Source organism: Luteimonas wenzhouensis (assembly GCF_007859305.1).
Lineage (GTDB): Bacteria > Pseudomonadota > Gammaproteobacteria > Xanthomonadales > Xanthomonadaceae > Luteimonas > Luteimonas wenzhouensis.
The window spans coordinates 140,597-161,045 of the sequence record NZ_VOHE01000007.1 but is presented as its reverse complement, the minus strand read 5'-3'; the positions used below and the strand labels follow the sequence as shown (position 1 = coordinate 161,045).

Here is a 20,449-nt window from a genome sequence, read left to right as displayed (position 1 = left end):
GTTCCTCGCCGTCGGGGAACCCGATGCTAATGATTCTCATTTGACTGTCAACCACCCGGCGACCCGCGGCCCTGGTCCACCACGCACTCCAGCCGCCGCCAAACCGTGTCGTCGAAGCGGTCGGCCAGTTCCAGCGCACCGAGGTTCTCGAGCAGCTGCGCCGGCTGGCTGGCGCCGAGGATGACGCTGGAGACATGCGGGTTGCTCAGGCACCACGCGATCGCCAGCGGGGCCGGCGCCACGCCCAGCTCGGCAGCCGCGGCGCTGAAGCGGCGCGCGCGTTCCAGCCGCGCCTGTCCGCCGGGACGGTCGAGCCGGCCCGGCACCCCCGGCTGCGACAGCCGGCTGCCCTCCGGCACGCCGTCATCGTACTTGCCGCTCAACAGCCCGTAGGCCAACGGCGACCAGACCGTGGCGCCGAGCCCGCATTCGGCATACAGCGCCGCGTACTCCAGCTCCACGCGTTCGCGGTGCAGCAGGTTGTACTGCGGCTGCTCCGTCGTTGGCGGGGCCAGGTGGTGCGCGCGGGCGATCTCGAAGGCCTCGCGGATCAGCGATGCCGGCCACTCCGACGTGCCCCAGTAAAGCACCTTGCCCTGGCGCACCAGGTCGTCCATCGCGCGCACGGTCTCGGCCACCGGGGTCTCCGGATCGGGCCGGTGGCAGAAGAACAGGTCGAGATAGTCCACGCGCAGCCGGCGCAGGGCGTCGTGGCAGGCGTCGCGCACGTGCTTGCGCGACAACCCGGCCTGGGTCGGGCGCGGGTCGGGCACCGACCCGAAGAGCACCTTGCTCGACACGCAGAAGCCGTCTCGCGGCAGGCGCAGGTCGGTGAGCACGTCGCCCAGCACCCGCTCGGCTTCGCCGTGTGCGTAGTTCTCGGCGCTGTCGAAGAAGTTGATGCCATGGTCCCAGGCGAGCGCGACCAGTTCGCGCATCCCGCCGCGCCCCAGCCGGACGCCGGCGGTGAGCCAGCTGCCCAGCGACAGTGCCGAAAGCTTCAGGCCGGAGCCGCCAAGCCTGCGATATTGCATGGTCGTCCTCGGGGTCGGATGCGGCCACAGTCTATCCATGCCGGGGGCGGCGGCCCACGCCACGCGGTATCCTCGCCCCGCAGTCACGATGCGACGGGCCATGCACGAATCCAATTCGATCAGGCACATGCTGGCCATCCTCTTCGGCCGCCCCGACGAGGTGATGCTCGAACTGGGCGCCAGCGGCGAACTGCTGGTGGCCAAGGTGCGCGCCCTGCTGTCGCTGCTGACGCTCGCGCTGCCGCTGGCCTCGGGGCTGGGCGGCGGGGATACCTCGCGCATCCTCCTGGACCTGGGCGTGGCGGTGTTCGTCAACCTGATGGCGCAGATCTGGCTGGCGCTGGCGCGCGACCACCGCCGTCTGCGCTGGCTGCCCTACGCCAGCGGCGGCTACGACGTGGCGATCATCACCGCGGTGCTGGCGCTGCAGGCGGCGGGCGACGCGCCGGCCGCCCTCAACGGCACCGGCGTGTGGTGCTTCTACCTGTTCGCCATCGCGCTGACCGCGCTGCGCCACGACGGCCGGCTCACCCTGTACATGGGCACCCTGGCGATCGCCCTGTACGGCCTGCTGGTGGCGTTGGTGCTGGGGCTGGCGGACGAGCCACTGCTGTCGATCGAGCATGGCGCGGTCACCGTCCGCGGCCAGGGCACGCGGCTGGTGCTGCTGGGCCTGATGACCCTGCTCACCGCCACCCTGGTGCACCGGATGCAGCGGCTGATCGAGATGTCCGGGCGCGACAGCCTGACCGGCGTGCCCAACCGCGCCTGGCTGATGCAGCGTTTGCCGCGCATGTTCGAGGCCGCGCGCCGCGAGGGCCGCACGGTCACGATCGGGCTGGTGGACCTGGACCACTTCAACCGCGTGTACCAGGAACTGGGCCAGGGCAACGGCGACCGCGCGATCCGCCATCTGGTCGGCCACCTGCGCGAGATGCTGGGCGAGGACGAGTACCTGGCGCGCATCGGCGGCCAGGAGTTCGTGCTGGTGCTGCTGTGCCCGGTGGGCAGCGCCTGGGAGCGCATCGACCGCTATCGTCGCAGCCTCGGCGAGCGCCCGTTCCAGACCGAGCGTGGCAACGAGTCCATGGCGCTGACCTTCAGCGCGGGCCTGGCCGCCTTCCCGCAGGACGGCGCCACCGCCTCGGCGCTGCTCGGCGCGGCCGACCGCCGCCTGCAGGAGGCCAAGCGCCTCGGCCGCAACCGGGTGGTCGCCCGCGACGGCTGACCCGGCCCCGCCGGCCCGCGAGGTTGCCGCGGGCGGCCCGCTGCACTAGGCTGCCGCGTCAGTCAGCCGCCGGAACAGGGTCTAATGGAAGCAGTAGCGCGGGTCGGTTTCGGCATCGTCGGCCTGGCGGTGTTGATCGGCCTGACCTGGTTGTTCTCGAACAACCGGCGGAAGGTGGACTGGCGGCTGGTGGGGATCGGCCTGGTGCTGCAGGTGCTGGTAGCGGCGTTCGTGCTGCTCACGCCCTGGGGCGCGGGCGTGTTCGACCGGCTGTCGGGCGGTTTCGTGAAGCTGCTCGGCTTCACCTCCGAGGGCGCCCGGTTCATCTTCGGCGATTTCGGCGATCCCTCGAAGTTCGGCTTCGTGTTCGCCTTCCAGGTGCTGCCGACGATCATCTTCTTCGCCAGCTTCATGAGCGTGCTCTACCACCTGGGCGTGATGCAGAAGGTGGTCGAGGGCATGGCCTGGGTGATCACACGGGTGATGCGGGTGTCGGGCGCGGAAACCCTGTCGGTGTGCGCCAACGCCTTCATCGGACAGACCGAGGCGCCGCTGGTGGTGCGCCCGTACATCGCCGGGATGACGATGTCGGAGCTGCTCACGCTGATGGTCGGCGGCATGGCCACGATCGCCGGTGGCGTGCTCGGCGCCTACGTGCTGCTGCTCGGTGGCGATGACCCGGTGCAGCAGGCGCTCTACGCCAAGCATCTGATCACCGCCAGCATCATGGCCGCACCGGCGACCCTGGTGATCGCCAAGATCCTGGTGCCCGAGACCGGCGCCCCTCAGACCCTGGGCACGGTGCGCGTGCACGTGGAGAAGACCACCGCCAACGTCATCGACGCGGCCGCCGCCGGCGCCGCCGACGGCCTCAAGCTGGCGCTGAACGTGGGTGCGATGCTGCTGGCCTTCATCGCCCTGATCGCGCTGATCAACGCGCCGCTGTCCTGGCTGGGCGAGATCACCGGGCTGGAGCAGGCGCTGGGCAAGCCGACCACGCTGTCCACCCTGCTCGGCTACCTGCTGGCGCCGCTGGCCTGGGTGATCGGCGTGCCCTGGCAGGACGCGGGCACCGTCGGCGGGCTGATCGGCACCAAGGTGGTGCTCAACGAGTTCGTGGCCTACGTGCAGATGGGCGAGATCCTGCGCGGCGGCGTGGAGGGCGTGTCGCTCACCCCGCAGGGGACGCTGATCGCGACCTACGCGCTGTGCGGCTTCGCCAACTTCAGTTCGATCGCGATCCAGATCGGCGGCGTCGGCGGCCTGGCGCCGGAGCGGCGGCAGGACCTGGCCCGGCTCGGCCTGCGCGCGGTGCTGGGCGGATCGATCGCGACCATGATGACCGCGACCATCGCCGGCGTGCTCACGGGGCTGGGCGGGTAGCGCGATGTCCATGCAGGCCCGCCCGCGCGTCGTCGTCGTCGGCTCGTTCAACGTCGACCACGTCTGGCACTGCGACAGCCTGCCGCGCCCCGGCGAGACCCGCGCCGGCCACTACCGCACCGGCCCCGGCGGCAAGGGCTTCAACCAGGCCACAGCGAGCGCGCGCTGCGGCGTCGAGACCGTGTTCGTGTGCGCGCTCGGCGACGACGACGGCGGCCGCCTCGCACGCGCGCTGGCGGCGGCCGACGGCATCGACCTGCGCGCCGAGGACAGCGGGGAACCGACCGGCACCGCGGGCATCCACGTCGATGTCCACGGCGCCAACAGCATCGTGATCGGCCCCGGGGCGAACGGCGCCCTGTCGGCCGAGTTCGTGGCCCGCCAGGCCGAGGCGATCTCCGGCGCCAGGATCGTGCTGGCCCAGCTCGAGTCGCCGGTCGAGAGCGTGCTCGAGGCGATGCGCATCGCCCGTGCCGCCGGCGTGCGCACCATCCTCAACCCCGCCCCGGCCAATGCGCTGGCGCCGCGGGAGCTGCTGGCGGTGGCCGACGTGCTCACCCCCAACGAAACCGAGTTCGCCGCGCTGCTCGCGCTCCACAGCAGCGAGCGCATCGACCCGGCGGCGGTGGCGGGGACCGACGACGAGCAGCTGCACCACCTGTGCCGCACCCTGCTGCCGCGGAGCACGGTCGTGGTGACGCTGGGCGCGGCCGGCGCCTTCGTCTCGCACCGCGAAGACAAGTGCCGCGGCGACGAGCATGCCTTCTACCGGGTGCCGGCCGAAGACGCCCAGGTGGTGGACACGACCGGCGCCGGCGATGCCTTCAACGGCGCCCTGGCCGCCTCGGTGGCACGCGGCGGCGAAGGCGGCTTCATCGCCCACGTGCGCTTCGCCTCGCTGTACGCGGCGCGCTCCACCGAGCAACCCGGAGCGGCCGAGGCGATGCCGCGGCTGCCACGCCAGCCCGAAGTCTGACCGCCCTGCGGCCGAACCGCGGCTGGCCCGATTCCGCCCACCGGGCACCACGAGCGAGGTCGACATGGCCGGCAAGTTCGAAATCGGCAAGCGCAGGAACGGCGAGTTCCAGTTCAACCTGAAGGCCGGCAACGGCCAGGTGATCCTTTCCAGCGAGGGCTACAAGGAGAAGGCCTCGGCGCTCAACGGCATCGAGTCGGTGCGCAGGCACGCCGTGGACGAGGCCAACTTCGAGCGTCTCACCGCGAAGGACGGCAGCCCCTACTTCAACCTGAGGGCCTCCAACGGCCAGGTCATCGGCCACAGCGAGATGTATTCCAGCGCCGCGGCCCGCGACAACGGCATCGAGTCGGTCAAGGGCAACGCCCCGGGCGCGTCCGTGGTCGACCTGACCGCCTGACCCGGCACGGCGCGGCGCGGGGCCGCCGCGGCCGCCCCGCTCGCGCGGCGGCGGCGCGGCTGCGACAATGGCGCGATGCGCATCGGTCCCTACGCCATCCAACCCAAGGTGGTCCTCGCCCCGATGGCGGGGGTCACCGACAAGCCGTTCCGGCTGCTGTGCAAGCGGCTGGGCGCGGGGCTGGCGGTGTCGGAGATGACCACCAGCGACCCGCGCTTCTGGAACACGCGCAAATCCGTGCACCGCATGGACCACGCCGGCGAGCCCGACCCGGTCAGCGTGCAGATCGCCGGCACCGAACCGGCCGTCATGGCCGAGGCCGCGCGCCACAACGCCGCGCACGGCGCGCACATCATCGACATCAACATGGGCTGCCCGGCGAAGAAGGTGTGCAGCGCCTGGGCCGGCTCGGCGCTGATGCGCGACGAGTTGCTGGTGGCGCGGATCCTGGAGGCCGTGGTCGCCGCCGTGGACGTGCCGGTGACGCTCAAGATCCGCACCGGCTGGGACGCCGACCACCGCAACGCTCCGGCGATCGCGCGCATCGCCGAGGAAAGCGGCGTCGCCGCGCTCGCCATCCACGGCCGCACGCGCGACCAGCACTACGCCGGCCAGGCCGAGTACGACACCATCGCCGCGATCAAGGCCCGGGTATCGATCCCGGTGATCGCCAACGGCGACATCGATTCGCCGGAGAAGGCGCGCGCGGTGCTCGACCACACCGGCGCCGACGCAGTGATGGTCGGGCGCGCGGCGCAGGGGCGGCCGTGGATCTTCGGCGCGATCGCCCACTACCTCGCCACCGGCGAGCACCTGCCCGAGCCTGGCCCGGCTAAGGTGCGCGACATCCTGCTCGGCCACCTCGAGGCGCTGCACGCCTTCTACGGCGAGCAGGCCGGCGTGCGCATCGCGCGCAAGCACCTGGGCTGGTACGCGAAGGACCGGCCGGAGAACCGCGCCTTCCTCGCCGTGGTCAACCGCGCCCAGACCGCGCAGGAGCAGCTGCGCTCGACCCGCGACTACTTCGATGCGCTGGCGGCAGGGGTGAAGCCGGAGCTGCCGGCAGCGGCCTGATCGCACGCCGCCGCGGCACGCCGGGGTCGCGCTGAGGGCGCGGGCTTGCCAGCGCGCCGCTGCCTGCCCATCATCGGCCGCTGGCATCGGATCGCGGCCGGGGTCGCGATCGCATCGGGGACATTGCATGGAACAGCAGCCGCCGGGGATGGACGCGTCGCGCCGGCCGATCAAGGCACGCGGCAACGCCGTCATCCAGCGCATCGCCGCCGCGCTCGCGCGCACGCCGCTCACGCCCAACGCGATCTCGGTGCTCAGCATCGTCTTCGCCGCGGCCGGCGCCGCCGCGCTGTGGTGGATCCCGCCCTGGGGCGCGTGGCTGTGCGCGCTGGGCATCCAGCTGCGGCTGCTGTGCAACCTGTTCGACGGCATGGTGGCGGTGGAAGGCGGCAAGTCCACGCCCGCCGGCGCGCTCTACAACGAAGTGCCCGACCGCGTGGCCGACAGCGTGCTGCTGGTGGCGCTGGGCCATGCCGCCGGCTTGCCGTGGGCCGGATGGCTGGCGGCGCTGTTCGCCGCCGCGACGGCCTATGTCCGCACGCTCGGCGGAGCGCTCGGCCAGGCCCAGGACTTCCGCGGGCCCATGGCCAAGCAGCACCGGATGGCGGTGATGACCGCGGCTTGCGTGCTGGCGCCGGCCGAGGCGCTCGCGACCGGCACCGGCTACGCGCTGCCGGTCGCGGTGCTGGCGATCGCCGCGGGCGCCCTGCTCACCTGCTACACCCGGCTGCGCGCGATCGCGGCGCGGCTGGAGCACGCGCCATGATCGCGCGCCTGGCCGGCGCGGCGCTGGTCGGCTTCACTCGCACCCTGGTCGGCGCGCGCGCGCACTGGCGTGCAGCACCGCCGCCGGGCCAGTGCATCTACTTCGCCAACCACTCCAGCCACCTGGACACGGTGGCGATCTGGTCGGCGCTGGCCCCGCACCTGCGCGCCCACGTGCGGCCGGTGGCGGCGCGCGACTACTGGGACCGCCCCGGCCTGCGCGGCTGGCTGGCGCGGCGGGTGCTGCACGCGGTCCTGATCGACCGCCAGCGCGGCGACCCCGACGCTGATCCGCTGGCACCGGTGCGCGCGGCCCTCGACCAGGGCGATTCGCTGATCCTGTTCCCCGAAGGCACGCGCAACAGCGAACGGCTGCCGCAGCAGTTCCGCCCCGGCCTGTTCCGGCTGGCCACGGACTACCCGCACGTGGAGCTCGTGCCCGTGTACCTCGACACCCTGCACCGTGCGCTGCCCAAGGGCGCCCTGCTGCCGTTGCCATTGCCGCTGTATTGCAACGTCCATTTCGGCGCGCCGCTGCCGCGCCTGCCCGGCGAAGGGCGCGATGCCTTCCTCGAACGCGCGCGCGCCGCGGTGGAGGCGATGGCATGAGCGCACAGGCCAGGATGCTCTGGGTATTCGGCGGCATCGTCGCCCTGCTGGTGGTGGCCTCCGTGGTCGGCTGGCTGCTGCATCGGCGCGGCGGGGACGGCGGCGGCCCGACGGTGCGCAACCTCAACGCGCGGATCCGCGCGTGGTGGGGCATGGTCGCGGTGCTGGCGGCGTGCTTCGCGATCGGGCCGGTCGCCACCCTGGTGGTGTTCGGGGTGATCTCGTTCTTCGCCCTGCGCGAGTTCATCACCCTCACCCCGACCCGCGCCGGCGACCACCTGCCGCTGGTGGTGGCGTTCTACCTGCTGATCCCGCTGCAGTACTGGCTGATCCACGCCCAGTGGTACGGGCTGTTCGCGATCTTCATCCCGGTCTACGCCTTTCTCGCGCTGCCGGTGCTGGCGGTGTTCGGCGGCGACACCACCGACTTCCTCGAGCGCAGCACCAAGGTGCAATGGGGCGTGATGGTGGCGATCTACTGCATCAGCCACGCGCCGGCGCTGATGATCCTGCGGCCCGGGGTGGAAGGCCAGCTGCTGCTGCTCTACCTGATGCTGGTGGTGCAGATCAGCGACGTGATGCAGTACGTATTCGGCAAGCTGCTGGGCCGGCGCAAGCTCGCGCCGGTGGTGAGCCCGTCCAAGACCGTCGAGGGCCTGGTCGGCGGCGGGTCGGCGGCGGTGGGCATCGGCACCGCGCTGTGGTGGATGACGCCGTTCGCGCCGCTGCAGGCGGCCGCCATGTCGACGGTGATCGTCATCGCCGGCGCCTGCGGCGGGCTGGCGCTGTCGGCGGTCAAGCGCAGCCTCGGCGCCAAGGACTGGGGCCACATGATCGAAGGCCACGGCGGGATGATGGACCGGATGGATTCGGTGGTGTTCGCCGCGCCGGTGTTCTTCCACTTCACCCGCTACTGGTTCCCCGGCTGAGCCGGTGCCGGCGCGCCAGGCGCCCCGGCGACCGCGGCGTCGGGCTCGTTCCAGATGCGGTGCCACATCTGCGCCAGGCGCCGGCGCGCCTCCCAGGGCCAGGACAGCTGCTCGGGCGGGATTGCGCGCCAGCGGCCGCCATCGCGCTCGGCGACGGCGAAGTTGAAGCTGTAGTCGGGCTCGGCGCCCATCCGCAGGTCGCTGAGCACGAGCCGGCCGTCGCGTTCGGTGGCCTTCATGAAGCCGCGGTTGAACCAGGCCAGCCGCGCCACCGCGGGCGCGTCGGCCACCTGCGCCAGCGCCTCGACGTCGGAAGGGTGGTGCCGGAACGCGATCGGATGGCGGTCGGCGACCAGCGAATGCTCGCCCTCGACGAAGCCATCGGGGGTCATCGCCACCACCCGCCACAGCAGCGTGTTGAACGGCATCGGCACCGAGAAGCGCGGCGCATCGGCCAGGCCCAGCACGGCCAGCGACCGCCCCGCCTCGCGCTCGACCATCGCCTTGGCCACCAGCGACCAGCCCAGGTAGGCCGTGCTGAGGGCGAGCCCGAACACCAGCGCATGGCGCGCCGCCGGCCGCCCCCCGACCCAGGTCGCCACCACGACGCCCAGCAGCAGCCAGACCGTGTAGCCCGGGTCGATGATGAACACGCTCGACCACATCGCCGGCGGCACCGGGATCGGCCACAGCAGCTGGGTGCCGTAGACGGTGAAGGCATCGAGCAGCGGGTGGGTGACCAGGGCGAGCTGGATCGCCCACAGCCAGGGTCCGGGCGCCTGCGCCACCCGGCCGCCGCGGCGCCGGAACCAGGCCCAGATCGCCCAGCCCAGCAGCGGCAGCACGAACAGTGAATGGCTGGCGCCGCGGTGCAGGGTCATCAGCGCGACCGGGTCGTCGGTGACCATCGCGATCGGGAATGAATCGAGGTCGGGCAGGGTGCCCAGGGCGGCGCCGGCGAGCATTGCCGCGCGGCGGTGCGCGGCCGGGACCACGGCACCGGCCACGGCGGCACCAAGCAGGAGCTGGGAGAGGGAATCCATGTGCCGATTCTAGGCCGGGCGCGCGGCCGGCCATGGGCCGGTGGCCAGGCCGGCGCACGCGGGCGTGCCCGGCCCGGTGCGGTGCCGGAGCCGCCTGGTGCGGGCGCGGCCGGACCCCGGGCCGGACCGCGGCAGGCGGATGCGCGCCGGCCCGGGCACGTGTATCATCCGCACCCATCTTTTCATCCGAATTGAAGGATATAGCCGATGTCCAGCTACCTGTTCACGTCCGAATCGGTCTCGGAAGGCCATCCGGACAAGATCGCCGACCAGATCTCCGACGCGGTGCTGGACGCCATCCTGGCCCAGGACAAGCGTGCCCGCGTGGCCTGCGAAACCATGGTCAAGACCGGTGCGGCGATCGTGGCCGGCGAGGTCACCACCACCGCGTGGGTGGACATCGAGGCGCTGGCGCGCAAGGTGATCAACGGCATCGGCTACGACAACTCGAGCGTCGGCTTCGACGGCCACACCTGCGCGATCATCAACATGCTCGGCAAGCAGTCGCCCGACATCAACCAGGGCGTGGACCGCAAGAACCCCGAGCAGCAGGGCGCCGGCGACCAGGGCCTGATGTTCGGCTACGCCTGCACCGAGGCGCCGGAATACATGCCCGCCCCGCTGTACTACAGCCACCGGCTGGTGGAGCAGCAGGCCAAGGTGCGCAAGAGCGGCCGGCTCAAGTGGCTGCGGCCCGACGCCAAGAGCCAGGTGACCCTGCGCTACAGCGGCGACGGCAATCGGATCGTCGGCCTGGACGCGGTGGTGCTCTCGACCCAGCACGATCCGGACATCAAGCGGGCAGACCTGGTCGAGGCGGTGCGCGAGCACATCCTCAAGCCGGTGCTGCCGAAGAAGTGGCTCGCGTCGCTCCCCAAGAGCAAGGTGCACATCAACCCGACGGGCAAGTTCGTGATCGGCGGGCCGGTGGGCGACTGCGGCCTCACGGGCCGCAAGATCATCGTCGACACCTACGGCGGCATGGCCCGCCACGGCGGCGGCGCGTTCTCGGGCAAGGATCCGTCCAAGGTCGACCGCTCGGCGGCCTACGCCGCGCGCTACGTGGCCAAGAACATCGTCGCCGCGGGCCTGGCCGCCCGCTGCGAGGTGCAGGTGAGCTACGCCATCGGCGTGGCCGAGCCGACCTCGATCTCGGTGACCACCTTCGGCACCGGCAAGGTGCCCGACGACGTGATCGAGAAGCTGATCCGCCGGCACTTCGACCTGCGCCCCTACGGGATCACCCGGATGCTCGACCTGGAGCACCCGATCTACCAGGCGACCGCGGCCTACGGCCACTTCGGCCGCAAGCCCAAGGAGATCAGCTACACCGACGGCGCCGGCAAGAAGCACAAGGCCACGGCCTTCTCCTGGGAGAAGACCGATCGCGCCGAGGAGCTGCGGAAGGCCGCGAAGCTGAAGTAATCGGGCGGGGCCTTGCCCCCGCCCCCCCGCACGGGGCGTCGCGCCCTTCATGGCCGCAAGGCCGGGACGGGCAACCCACCGCAGGCGAAAGGGGCCCGCCGAAGCGGGCGGGAAGGCGCTACAGCCGCACCACCACCTGCACGTCGTCCGGGCCGGCGGCACGCGCGGCCAGCACGCGGTCGCCGACGCGCTCGAACGCCAGGTCCACGCGCGCCCCGCCCACGTCCAGCGCGTCCACGCGCAGGCGCTCGACACCGGGCGGCAGCTGCGGGTGGTCGATCAGGATCCGGCCCTCGACCGCGTCGACCTCCACGCCCAGGCAGGCGTGCAGCAGCATGAACACCGCGCCGGCCGACCAGGCCTGCGGCATGCACGCCACCGGATAGGCGATCGGCGGCTCGCCGGCGCTGCGCGGGAAGCCGCAGAACAGCTCCGGCAGGCGCATGTCGAAATGGGTGGCGGCCTCGAACACCTCGCCCAGCAGACGCGTGGCCTGGCGGCGCGCGCCGTAGCGTGCCATGCCCGCCGCGCACAGCGCCACGTCGTGCGGCCACACCGAACCGTTGTGGTAGGACATCGGGTTGTAGCGCGGCTGGTCGGTGGCCAGCGTGCGCACGCCCCAGCCATTGTCGAAGCGCGGTGACCCCAGCTGGGCGATCACATGGGCGGCGCGCTCCGGGGCAGGCAGGCCCACGTACAGCAGGTGCCCGGGGTTGGAGGCGAGCACGCGGCACATGCGTCCCGAGCCGTCCCTGGCCAGGGCGTAGAACTCCAGGTCCGGATCCCAGAAGCGTGACTCGACCGTCTCCCGCAGGCGTCCGGCACGGGCCTCCCACGCCCGCGCCGCGTCGTGCGCACCGCGCCCGCGGGCCAGCATCGCCATCGCCAGCAGGGCCTCGTACACGTAGCCCTGCACCTCCACCAGCGCCACCGGCCCCTGCGGGAGGCTGCCGTCGGCGTGGAACACCGAGTCCTCGCTGTCCTTCCAGCCTTGGTTGGACAGGCCGCTGGCTTCGCCCCGGGCGTAGGCAAGCAGGCCGTCGGGATCGGCATCGCAGCTGCGTTCGATCCATCCGATCGCGCGCTCCAGGGCGGGCCACAGCCGGTCGATGAAGGCGCGGTCGCCGGTGCGGCGCAAGTAGCGCCCGGCCAGCAGCACGAACAGCGGCGTGGTGTCGACCCCGCCGTAGTACAGGCCGAACGGCACCTCGCCCAGCGCCGCCATCTCGCCCTTGCGCGCCTCGTGCATGATCTTGCCGGGCGCCGAATCGCGGAAGCTCGAGTCCTCCGCCGCCTGGCGTTCGGCCAGGTAGGCGAGCACGCCGCGGGCCAGGTCCGGGTCCAGCCACAGGGTCTGCAGCGCGGTGACGATCGCGTCGCGCCCGAACGGGGTCGAGAACCAGGGGATGCCGGCATAGGGATAACGCCCCGAGGGCAGGTCGCTGGCCAGCAGGGCGATGTCGGTCCGCGACCGCTCCACCCAGGCGTCGAACAGCAGGCCGCCGCCGTGCAGGCGCGCGCCGGAGCGGCGGCGGGCGCGCAGGGCGCGCCGCGCATGCACCATCGCCCGGCGATGCCGCGCCGCCGACGGCTCGCCGGCGTCGGCGCCCACCTCCATGTACAGCTCGAAGCTTTCGCGCGGCGCCAGCCGGCACTCGAAGCGCGCCATGCCGTGGTCGAGCACGGTCGGCGCGGCCGAAAACGCCAGCACCGTGCGCCTGGACACGCCGTCCAGACCATCGTAGTGCAGCACCACCCGGTCGCCGCGGGCCTCGGCCTGCGGATAGCTGCCACGACGCGCGCGCTCCATCCCGCGCACCTCGAACATGTCGCGGAAGTCGGCGGCGAACTCGAGCACCAGCGGCACCGACACCGGCACGCGGTCGTAGTTGGTGCAGGTGATGCGCTCGTGCAGGCGTCCCTGCCACAGGAACCGCGAACGGCTGACGTGGATGACCCCCTGACCCGCCGCGCTGCCGCCGATCGGCGGCAGCGGGCGGTTGGTCAGGTGCGCGCTGAACACCACGCGGTCCTGGGCGATGGCCGCGCTGAGCAGGGTGGGCGCGGTCCCGTCCAGGGACAGCCGCAGCCGCGACAACGCCCGGGTGCCGTCGTGGAACAGGCCGTCGGCCTCGTCGCCGCCGTGGATGTCGCCGCGCGCGTCGCACACCAGGAAGCTGTCGCCGTCCTTGAGCGAATAGCTCGCCTGGCGGCTGGGCGGAAGCGTTGGCGCCATCTCGCGCCCTCAGCCCAGCCGGGCCAGCCCGGCGTCGCCGCCGTCCGCGCCGGTCGCCGGCGTGGCCGCCAGCCGGTGGTACAGGTCGACGTAGGCGCGGGCCATGGCGGTGGCCGAAAAGCGGCGCTCGAACTCGCGGCGGATGCGCGCGCGGTCGAGTTCGTGCAGGCGGCCGATGGCCTCGATCGCCTCGTCCTCGGACTCGACGATGAAGCCCGTCACCCCGTGCTCGACCACCTCCGGCACCGATCCGTTGCGCCAGGCGACCACCGGGGTCCCGCAGGCCATCGCCTCGATCATCACCAGGCCGAACGGCTCGGGCCAGTCGATCGGGAACAGCAGCGCGGCGGCGTTGCCGAGGAATCCGGACTTGCGCGCATCGTCGATCTCGCCGATGAACTCCACGCCGCCGCCGGCGAGCATCGGCTCGATGCACTGGTTGAAGTACATCGTGTCGGCCGCGTCCACCTTGGCCGCGACCTTCAGCGGCATGCCGGCGCGGCGTGCGATCTCGATCGCGCGGTCGGGCCGCTTCTCCGGCGCGATGCGGCCAAGGAAGGCCAGGTAGTCGCCGGCGGGCGCCTGCGCCGGCCGCAGCAGTCCTTCCGGCATGCCGTGGTACACCGTCCCGGCCCAGTTGGCGAAGCGCAGCGGCTGGCGCTGCCGGTCGGAGATCGAGACCAGCGGGTAGTGCGGCCAGCAGCGGTAGGCCTCGGCCAGGCCGGAGAGGTCGAGGCGGCCGTGCAGCGTGGTCAGGGTGCGGCCGGCAATGTCCTCGAACACGGGGAAGTGCAGCAGGTCGACGTGGAAATGCAGCACGTCGAACTCGTTGGCGCGCCTGCGCACCTCGTGCAGCATCGCCAGGTGGGCGGCGATGTCGGACTTGAGCGGATCCGGATCCAGCCGCAGCGCCTCCGCGCGGCAGGGCACCAGGCGCGCGCGCGTGCGGCTGTCGGCGCTGGCGAAGACGGTCACCTCGTGGCCAAGGTCCACCTGGGCATCGGCCAGCCAGGCCACGATGCGCTCGGTCCCGCCGTAGAGTCGGGGCGGAACGGCCTCGTACAGGGGAGCGACATGGGCAATGCGCATCGACGGCCTCCTCACGAACCAAGCGCGTCGCGCGTGGTGGCGCGCGCCCGACCTGCACCGTGGACCGGAACCTGCGTTCTTGCGTTCATGCATTCCTCCTTGCTAGTCGATCACCGGCGGCCGGCCACGGGCCGGCCTGCGGCCCCGGGAGCCGGGGCGCAGGCGAATCGGGAAGGACGCACGGCCAGCATCGTCGGCCGGCCCGGCACGCACACGGGAGCGACGATGGAGCGGTGTGGTTCCGCGGCCGGCCGTGGGCGCCGCCGCGCCCCCTGCTTGGGGGCGAGGCGCGGTCTTTTCAAGTCCCGCGCGGCCGGTGCCAGGGGCCCACGATTGCCCCGCCCGCCCGGGCTCGGTTAGCTTGGCCGCCACGTCCCCGGGGAGCGAACCGAGTTGGCCCGTTGGAAGCACGGCGTGCCGGGCAGTGCCGAACTGCATGATGCCAAGCGCGAAGCGGTGTTGCGCGAGGCCTCGGCCTCGTTCAAGGCGCGCGGCTACCACGGCACCTCGATGGACGACATCGCGCAACGGCTCGATGTCACCAAGCCGGCGCTGTACTACTACTTCCCCGGCAAGCAGGCCATGTTGCGGGCCTGCTTCGACCAGTCCATGCAGGCCGCATTCGCCACCCTGGCCCGCGCGCGCCGCGAAGGCCGCAACGGGCGCGAGAAGCTGCGCATGGCGCTCGACGCCCTGCTCGACGAGTTCCTGGGCGAACACAGCGTGGCGATCACCGTGCTCGAGGAAGGCTCGCTGTCGGAGGAGGACTTCGCCGCGGTGCGTGCCGAGCGCCGCCGCTACGAGCGCGCCCTGCGCGGGTTGGTGCGCGAGGGCATCCGCGACGGCAGCATCGTGGCCTGCGATCCGAAGGCCGCGGTGCTGGCGATGCTGGGCGCGATCAGCTGGACGCAGCGCTGGTACCGCGCAAACGGCGCGTGGTCGCGCGAGCAGGCGCGGACCCTGGTTGGCGACCTGCTCGAGCGCATGGTCAGCAGCGAGCCCGCGCCCCGGCTGCAGGCAGCGGGCCGCAGGCGGGGGAAATCCGGCGCCTGAGCTGCGCGACGCGACCCGGCGGGTGGCGTTTCCGCCGCTCCATGCTCTATTGAACACTTGTTAAAATAATTGTTCAATTGGTCATCTCCGGCCCGCGCGCCCACGTCGGACGTCCGGCCCGCCGCCAGGAGGTCGGAGCGGCCCGCGCACGACGGCCGCAAGCGTGCACGCAGGCCCCGTTCGCGAACGGCCTCCTTCCGCCATGGGAACCCCGACATGACCGACGTCTTTCTCGTCTCCGCCATGCGTACCGCGATCGGCACCTTCGGCGGCGCGCTCAAGGACATCCCGCCCGCCGAGCTCGGCGTGGCGACCGCGAAGGCCGCGATCGCGCAGGCCGGCATTCCGGTCGACGCCATCGGCCACGCCGTCTACGGACAGGTACTGCCGAGCGAACCGGCCGATGCCTACCTCGCCCGGGTGATCGCGGTGAAGGCCGGCGTGCCGGTGGAGACGCCCGCATTCACGGTCAACCGGCTCTGCGGCTCCGGCCTGCAGGCCATCGTTTCGGCAGCGCAGGCGCTGAAGCTCGGCGACTGCGAGGTGGCGCTGGCCGGCGGCGCCGAGTCGATGAGCCGCACGCCGTTCCAGCTGCCCACCCACCGCTGGGGCCGCAAGCTCGGCGACGCCACCCTGGTCGACGGACTCAACGAGGGGCTGAAGGATCCGTTCGACAAGGTGCTGATGGGCATCACCGCCGAGAACGTCGCCGAGCGCCACCAGGTGGACCGCGCGCGCCAGGACGCGCTGGCGCTGGAAAGCCACCGTCGCGCCGCGCGCGCGATCGCCGAGGGCCGGTTCGACGGGCAGATCGTGCCGGTCATGGTCGGCCGTCGCGGCAGGCAGACGGAGTTCCGCGTGGACGAGCACGTCCGCGCCGAGGTCGGCGCCGACGACCTGGCCGCCCTGCGCCCGGTGTTCAAGGCCGACGGCACCGTCACCGCCGGCAATGCCTCGGGCATCAACGACGGCGCCGCCTCGGTGGTGCTGGCGACCGGCGACGCGGTGCGGCGCCACGGCCTCAAGCCGCTGGCGCGACTGGTGGCCTACGCGCACGCGGGCGTGGAGCCGCTGTACATGGGCATGGGACCGGTGCCGGCGACGCGCGCCGCGCTGGCCCGCGCCGGGTTGAAGGTGGACGACCTCGACGTGGTCGAATCCAACGAGGCTTTCGCCGCCCAAGCCTGCGCGGTGGCCGACGCGCTCGGCTTCGATCCGGGGAAGACCAATCCCAACGGGAGCGGCATCTCGCTGGGCCATCCGGTGGGCGCGACCGGCGCGATCATCACCGTCAAGCTGGTGCACGAACTGCACCGCACCGGCGGCCGCCTTGGGCTGGCGACGATGTGCATCGGCGGGGGCCAGGGCATCGCCGCGATCTTCGAGCGCGCCTGAAGCGCGCGCGGCGCCGCGCTCAGTACATGCGCGTGGCGCCACCGCCATCGACCTCCAGCACCGCGCCGTTGACGTAGCCGGCCTCGTCCGAGCACAGCCACACGATCGCGTTCGCCGCTTCGTGGGCTTCGCCGAGACGGCGCATGCCGCTGTGGCGCGCCACCATCCGGGCGTAGTGTTCGGCCGCGCCGGGCCGCTGCGGGTCCACCATTTCCGAGCGGGTGAAGCCCGGCGCCACCGCATTGACCCGCAAGGCCTGCTGGCCGTAGTCGGCCGCGGCCGAGCGGGTCAGGCCGACCACGCCATGCTTGCTGGCGGCGTAGGTGGAATGACCGACGTCACTGGGCTTGAGCCCGTAGATCGAGGCGACGTTGACGATCGCGCCGCCACCGCCGGCGAGCATGGCCGGGATCTGGTGCTTCATGCACAGCCACACGCCCTTGAGGTTGACGCCCATCACCGCGTCCCACTGCGCCTCCTCGACCTCGGCCAGCGGGGTGCGCATGGGCCCGGCGACGCCGGCGTTGTTCACGGCGCAGTCGAGCCGGCCGAAGCGGTCAAGCGTCGCCTGGACCATCGCCTCCACGTCCGCGGCCCGGGAGACGTCGGCCCGCACGTGGCAGGCGTCGCCGCCGGCCTCACGGATCCTGTGCGCGAGCGCCTCGCAGCGCCCGGCGCGCCGCGCGGCTAGCACCACCTTCGCGCCGAGCCGGGCGAACCGCAGCGCGGTAGCCTCGCCCAGGCCGGACGAGGCGCCGGTCACCAGCGCGACCTTGCCCGCGAACGATCGGTTCCTGTCGTCCATCGCCATGGTTCCTCCCATACCGGCCAACCGGCTCAGTCCCGCGCCTGCAGCGCGGCGTAGACCATCGGCCGCAGCACGTCGCGCGCCGAGCCGGCCGCCACCGGCATCACCTGGGTCATCAGAGTCATGGACAGGCCGATCCGCGGCGCGGCGAAGAAGCCGGTGCCGGCCGCGCCGCCCCAGGCATACTCGCCGGCCGAGCCCGGACCACTGCGCGCATCGGTCCGCACGACCCCGCCCAGGGCCTGCACGACGCTGCCCGGCGCGTAGCGGCCGAACGCTTCGAGCGCTTCGAGCAGGGGCGCCTGTGGCGCATGCGGCGCCATCAGCAGCCGCGCCGTCGCCGGCGCCATCACCCGGATGCCTGCGCGCTCGCCACCGGCGGCGAGCATGTCGGCGAAGCGCCCGTAATCCTCCAGGGTCGAGAGCAGGCCCGAGCTGCCCGCGTCGGCGAACGGCACCGCGAGCGGCAGGCGCTCGCTGCCGTCCTCGATCCGGCGCAGCCCGCCTTCGCCCGGAGCGTAGATCCCGGCCAGGTGCCCGGCGCGCTCCACGGGCACGTGGAAACCCGTCGCGGCCATGCCCAGCGGCGCGAACACACGCTCGCGCAGGAAGTCGCCCAGCCGCTGCCCGCTGACCCGTTCGACCACCAGCCCGGCGATGTCCAGTCCATACCCGTACAGCCAAGCGCTGCCCGGCTGGAAGGCCAGCGGCAACCGGCCGAGGCGTTCGGCAAAACCGTGCAGGCCACGGATGCGCGGGTCGTACATCCAGCGCGCGGCGACCAGGCCGGCCTCGCGGTAGCGCGGCGCCAGCGGCGAGTCGCCCCAGCTGTTGGCCAGGCCGCAGCTGTGGCTGAGCAGGTGGGCGACGGTCATCGGTCGCGCCGGCACCGTCGCGCCGTCCGCGCCCAGCACCCGCAGCCCGGCGAACTCCGGGACGTAGCACGCCACCGGATCGTGCAGCGACAGGCTGCCGTCCTCGACCAGCAGCACGGTGGCCGCCGCGACCACCGGCTTGGTCATGGAGTAGATGCGATGCAGGCTGTGCGCATCGACCGGCTCGACGCCGCCGATGTGCGCCTCGGCCAGCACCTCGCCGTGGCGCGCGATGCGGATCGACGCGAACGGCAGCGCGCCCGCCTCGACGAAGCCGCGCAGCCGCTCGAGCACGGCATCCAAGCGCGCACCGGCCCATGCCCCGGGCGCGGCCGCCGCGACCATCGCCCCGGCGGCGAGCTGCAGGAAGGCGCGCCGGCCGAACGCCGGCAGGCCGTCCCCGCGCGCGTTCACGCCGGTGCGTCCGCCCTGGCGTGGGCGCGGGCGCTGGCGACTTCGCGCTCGGCCTGGGTGAAGCCGTAGTCGGGGATGACCTGGCCCTGCGTCGACGAGACCTCGTCCCAGGCCGCGATCAGCCGCTCGCCCGCATCGGCGCCACCGCCGATGTAGCGGCCTTGCGTCAGCGTGACGTGGGCGCGCGCGAAGTGCCCGGCGCCGGCGCAGACGATGGCGCGGGTGGGCGCGTCCTCGACCACCAGCGGCAGCAGCGCGGGGCTGACCAGCCCCGGCTCGAGCGCGTCGAGCTGCTCCTGCGGCAGGATGCCTTCCATCATCCGGGTGTACGCGGTCGGCGCCAGGGAGTTGACCTTGATGCCGTACTTGGCGCCCTCGATCGCGAGCGTCTGCATCAGCCCGACCAGCGCCATCTTGGCCGCGCCGTAGTTGGCCTGGCCGAAGTTGCCCCACAGCCCCGACGAGGACGTGGTCATCACGATCCGGCCGTACCGCTGCGCGCGCATGGCGTCCCACACCGCCTTGCAGCAGATCGCCGCGCCCACCAGGTGCACGTCGAGCACCTGGCGGAATTCCTCGAGCGTCATCTTGCCGAAGCTGCGGTCGCGCAGGATCCCGGCGTTGTTGACCAGGATGTCGATCCGGCCCCATTCCTGCAGCGCGGCGTCGGCCATGGCCGCCACCGCGGCCTCGTCGGCCACCGAACCGGCGACCGCCAGCGCGGTGCCGCCCGCGGTGCGGATCTCGGCGGCGACGGCGTCCGCCGCCGCCTGGCCGAGGTCGTTGACCAGCACCCTGGCGCCCTTGCGGGCGAGGTAAAGCGCGTGTTCGCGGCCCAGACCTCCGCCGGCGCCGGTGACGATCGCTGTGCGTCCCTGGAGTGGCATCGTGTTCGTACTCCCGTCAGTGGATGGCGCGGGACGGGAGTGCGCCACCGGCGATCAGCCCGATGCCTTGCGCGTTCCCTTCCGCGGTTTGCAGACGGCCTTGAAGCCCGCGGCCATGAAGGTGGCCATGCGCGCTTTCACCGCCTCGTAGTCGTCGGACCGGCACAGACCGCCCGAAAGCCGGTCGATGCGCCCGGTGCGCGCGAGCGTGAGCATCAGCGCGCCGGTCACGAAGTGGTAGCCCCAGAAGATGTCCTCGTCCGCGGCGTCGGGCATGGCCTGCTTGAGCAAGCCGACCAGGCGCAGCACCACCGGGTCGAAATGCTGGTCCATCAACGTGGCGCCGTGACGCGTGTTGGACATCAGCGCGCCGAGCGCGCCGTAGTTCTTCCAGGCCTCGCCGCCACGGCTGTACAGGTCCAGGTCGGTGTCCAGGAACGCGCGCAGCGCGCCCTCGACCGTGGGCTTGCCGCCACTGGCCTGCTCGTAGGCGTCGAGCGCCTGCATCCGTGCGCTGCTGGTGACGCCGGCGCGGCGCGCGATCACCGCGTCGAACAGCGTCTGCTTGTCCTTGAAGTAGTAGTTGACCAGGGTGTGGTGCACGCCAACCCGCTCGGCCACGTCCTTGAGCGTTACCCCGTACAGGCCGTCGCGCGAGAACAGGTGCTCGGCGGCATCGAGGATCTGTTCGGTCATCTCCGCGCGTTGCGCGGCCTTGGTGTTGCGCTTGCCAGTCCCCGCCTTGCCGCGCCTGCCTTCGCCCGCGCCCGGCCTGGTCCTGGAAGTTGTGGCCTTCTCTGACACCCTGCAGCCTCCCGTGCCGCCC

19 protein-coding genes are annotated in these 20,449 nt (G+C 72.4%); 11 read left to right on the top strand and 8 right to left on the bottom strand.

The window, feature by feature from the left end; all coding sequences use genetic code 11:
- Positions 1–47: 47 nt before the first annotated feature.
- A complete protein-coding gene (locus tag FQY79_RS12870; RefSeq protein ID WP_146313311.1) occupies positions 48–1,034 on the bottom strand; it encodes an aldo/keto reductase in 987 nt (328 codons plus the stop codon).
- A 100-nt stretch (positions 1,035–1,134) separates the two neighbouring features.
- On the opposite strand from FQY79_RS12870, the gene FQY79_RS12865 reads away from it, so the two are divergent.
- The 8 genes from FQY79_RS12865 (at position 1,135) to FQY79_RS12830 (ending at position 8,398) form a co-directional block, all read left to right on the top strand.
- Positions 1,135–2,262, top strand: coding sequence for a GGDEF domain-containing protein (locus FQY79_RS12865; RefSeq protein ID WP_146313310.1), 1,128 nt, complete (start codon positions 1,135–1,137; stop codon positions 2,260–2,262).
- An 84-nt stretch (positions 2,263–2,346) separates the two neighbouring features.
- The gene (locus tag FQY79_RS12860) at positions 2,347–3,645 is read left to right on the top strand and encodes a NupC/NupG family nucleoside CNT transporter (RefSeq protein WP_146313309.1); all 1,299 of its coding nucleotides are present in this window, start codon (positions 2,347–2,349) and stop codon (positions 3,643–3,645) included.
- A gap of 4 nt (positions 3,646–3,649) precedes the next feature.
- Positions 3,650–4,621, top strand: coding sequence for a ribokinase (locus FQY79_RS12855; protein WP_146313308.1), 972 nt, complete (start codon positions 3,650–3,652; stop codon positions 4,619–4,621).
- Between the two features lie 64 nt (positions 4,622–4,685).
- Complete coding sequence (locus tag FQY79_RS12850) at positions 4,686–5,021, top strand: YegP family protein (protein WP_146313307.1); 336 nt, start codon at positions 4,686–4,688, stop codon at positions 5,019–5,021.
- Between the two features lie 75 nt (positions 5,022–5,096).
- On the top strand, positions 5,097–6,095 hold the full coding sequence (gene dusB / locus FQY79_RS12845) for a tRNA dihydrouridine synthase DusB (protein WP_146313306.1): 999 nt from the start codon (positions 5,097–5,099) through the stop codon (positions 6,093–6,095).
- A gap of 127 nt (positions 6,096–6,222) precedes the next feature.
- Positions 6,223–6,861, top strand: a complete 639-nt coding sequence (locus tag FQY79_RS12840) for a CDP-alcohol phosphatidyltransferase family protein (RefSeq protein ID WP_146313305.1) — start codon at positions 6,223–6,225, stop codon at positions 6,859–6,861.
- Positions 6,858–7,469 (top strand): lysophospholipid acyltransferase family protein, encoded by a 612-nt coding sequence (locus tag FQY79_RS12835; protein WP_027072832.1) that lies wholly within the window; start codon positions 6,858–6,860, stop codon positions 7,467–7,469. Before FQY79_RS12840 ends, FQY79_RS12835 begins: the two co-directional genes overlap by 4 nt.
- The gene (locus FQY79_RS12830; protein WP_146313304.1) at positions 7,466–8,398 is read left to right on the top strand and encodes a phosphatidate cytidylyltransferase; all 933 of its coding nucleotides are present in this window, start codon (positions 7,466–7,468) and stop codon (positions 8,396–8,398) included. Before FQY79_RS12835 ends, FQY79_RS12830 begins: the two co-directional genes overlap by 4 nt.
- Here FQY79_RS12830 and FQY79_RS12825 read toward each other — a convergent pair.
- A complete protein-coding gene (locus FQY79_RS12825; protein ID WP_146313303.1) occupies positions 8,380–9,441 on the bottom strand; it encodes a metal-dependent hydrolase in 1,062 nt (353 codons plus the stop codon). The genes FQY79_RS12830 and FQY79_RS12825 overlap by 19 nt on opposite strands.
- Positions 9,442–9,648: 207 nt before the next feature.
- On the opposite strand from FQY79_RS12825, the gene metK reads away from it, so the two are divergent.
- Positions 9,649–10,866, top strand: a complete 1,218-nt coding sequence (gene metK / locus FQY79_RS12820) for a methionine adenosyltransferase (protein WP_146313302.1) — start codon at positions 9,649–9,651, stop codon at positions 10,864–10,866.
- Between the two features lie 118 nt (positions 10,867–10,984).
- On the opposite strand, the gene FQY79_RS12815 is transcribed toward metK, so the two are convergent.
- Entirely contained in the window at positions 10,985–13,102 is a 2,118-nt protein-coding gene (locus FQY79_RS12815; RefSeq protein WP_146313301.1) for an amylo-alpha-1,6-glucosidase, read from the bottom strand.
- A gap of 9 nt (positions 13,103–13,111) precedes the next feature.
- Complete coding sequence (locus FQY79_RS12810; protein WP_146313300.1) at positions 13,112–14,191, bottom strand: glycosyltransferase family 4 protein; 1,080 nt, start codon at positions 14,189–14,191, stop codon at positions 13,112–13,114.
- A 393-nt stretch (positions 14,192–14,584) separates the two neighbouring features.
- Between FQY79_RS12810 and FQY79_RS12805 the strand changes: the two genes are divergently transcribed.
- Positions 14,585–15,244, top strand: a complete 660-nt coding sequence (locus FQY79_RS12805) for a TetR/AcrR family transcriptional regulator (protein ID WP_146313299.1) — start codon at positions 14,585–14,587, stop codon at positions 15,242–15,244.
- Positions 15,245–15,460: 216 nt separating this feature from the next.
- On the top strand, positions 15,461–16,639 hold the full coding sequence (gene bktB / locus FQY79_RS12800; RefSeq protein ID WP_146313298.1) for a beta-ketothiolase BktB: 1,179 nt from the start codon (positions 15,461–15,463) through the stop codon (positions 16,637–16,639).
- A gap of 19 nt (positions 16,640–16,658) precedes the next feature.
- Here bktB and FQY79_RS12795 read toward each other — a convergent pair whose 3' ends face one another.
- The 4 genes from FQY79_RS12795 to FQY79_RS12780 are packed head-to-tail and all read right to left on the bottom strand — an operon-like array spanning position 16,659 to position 20,319.
- On the bottom strand, positions 16,659–17,444 hold the full coding sequence (locus FQY79_RS12795) for an SDR family NAD(P)-dependent oxidoreductase (protein ID WP_146313297.1): 786 nt from the start codon (positions 17,442–17,444) through the stop codon (positions 16,659–16,661).
- A 32-nt stretch (positions 17,445–17,476) separates the two neighbouring features.
- Positions 17,477–18,736: a serine hydrolase domain-containing protein gene (locus tag FQY79_RS12790; protein WP_146313296.1), complete on the bottom strand. Its 1,260-nt coding sequence runs from the start codon at positions 18,734–18,736 to the stop codon at positions 17,477–17,479.
- Positions 18,733–19,623, bottom strand: a complete 891-nt coding sequence (locus tag FQY79_RS12785) for an SDR family NAD(P)-dependent oxidoreductase (RefSeq protein ID WP_146313295.1) — start codon at positions 19,621–19,623, stop codon at positions 18,733–18,735. The genes FQY79_RS12790 and FQY79_RS12785 overlap by 4 nt, the downstream gene beginning before the upstream one ends.
- A gap of 54 nt (positions 19,624–19,677) precedes the next feature.
- A complete protein-coding gene (locus FQY79_RS12780) occupies positions 19,678–20,319 on the bottom strand; it encodes a TetR/AcrR family transcriptional regulator (RefSeq protein ID WP_146313294.1) in 642 nt (213 codons plus the stop codon).
- Positions 20,320–20,449: the final 130 nt, after the last annotated feature.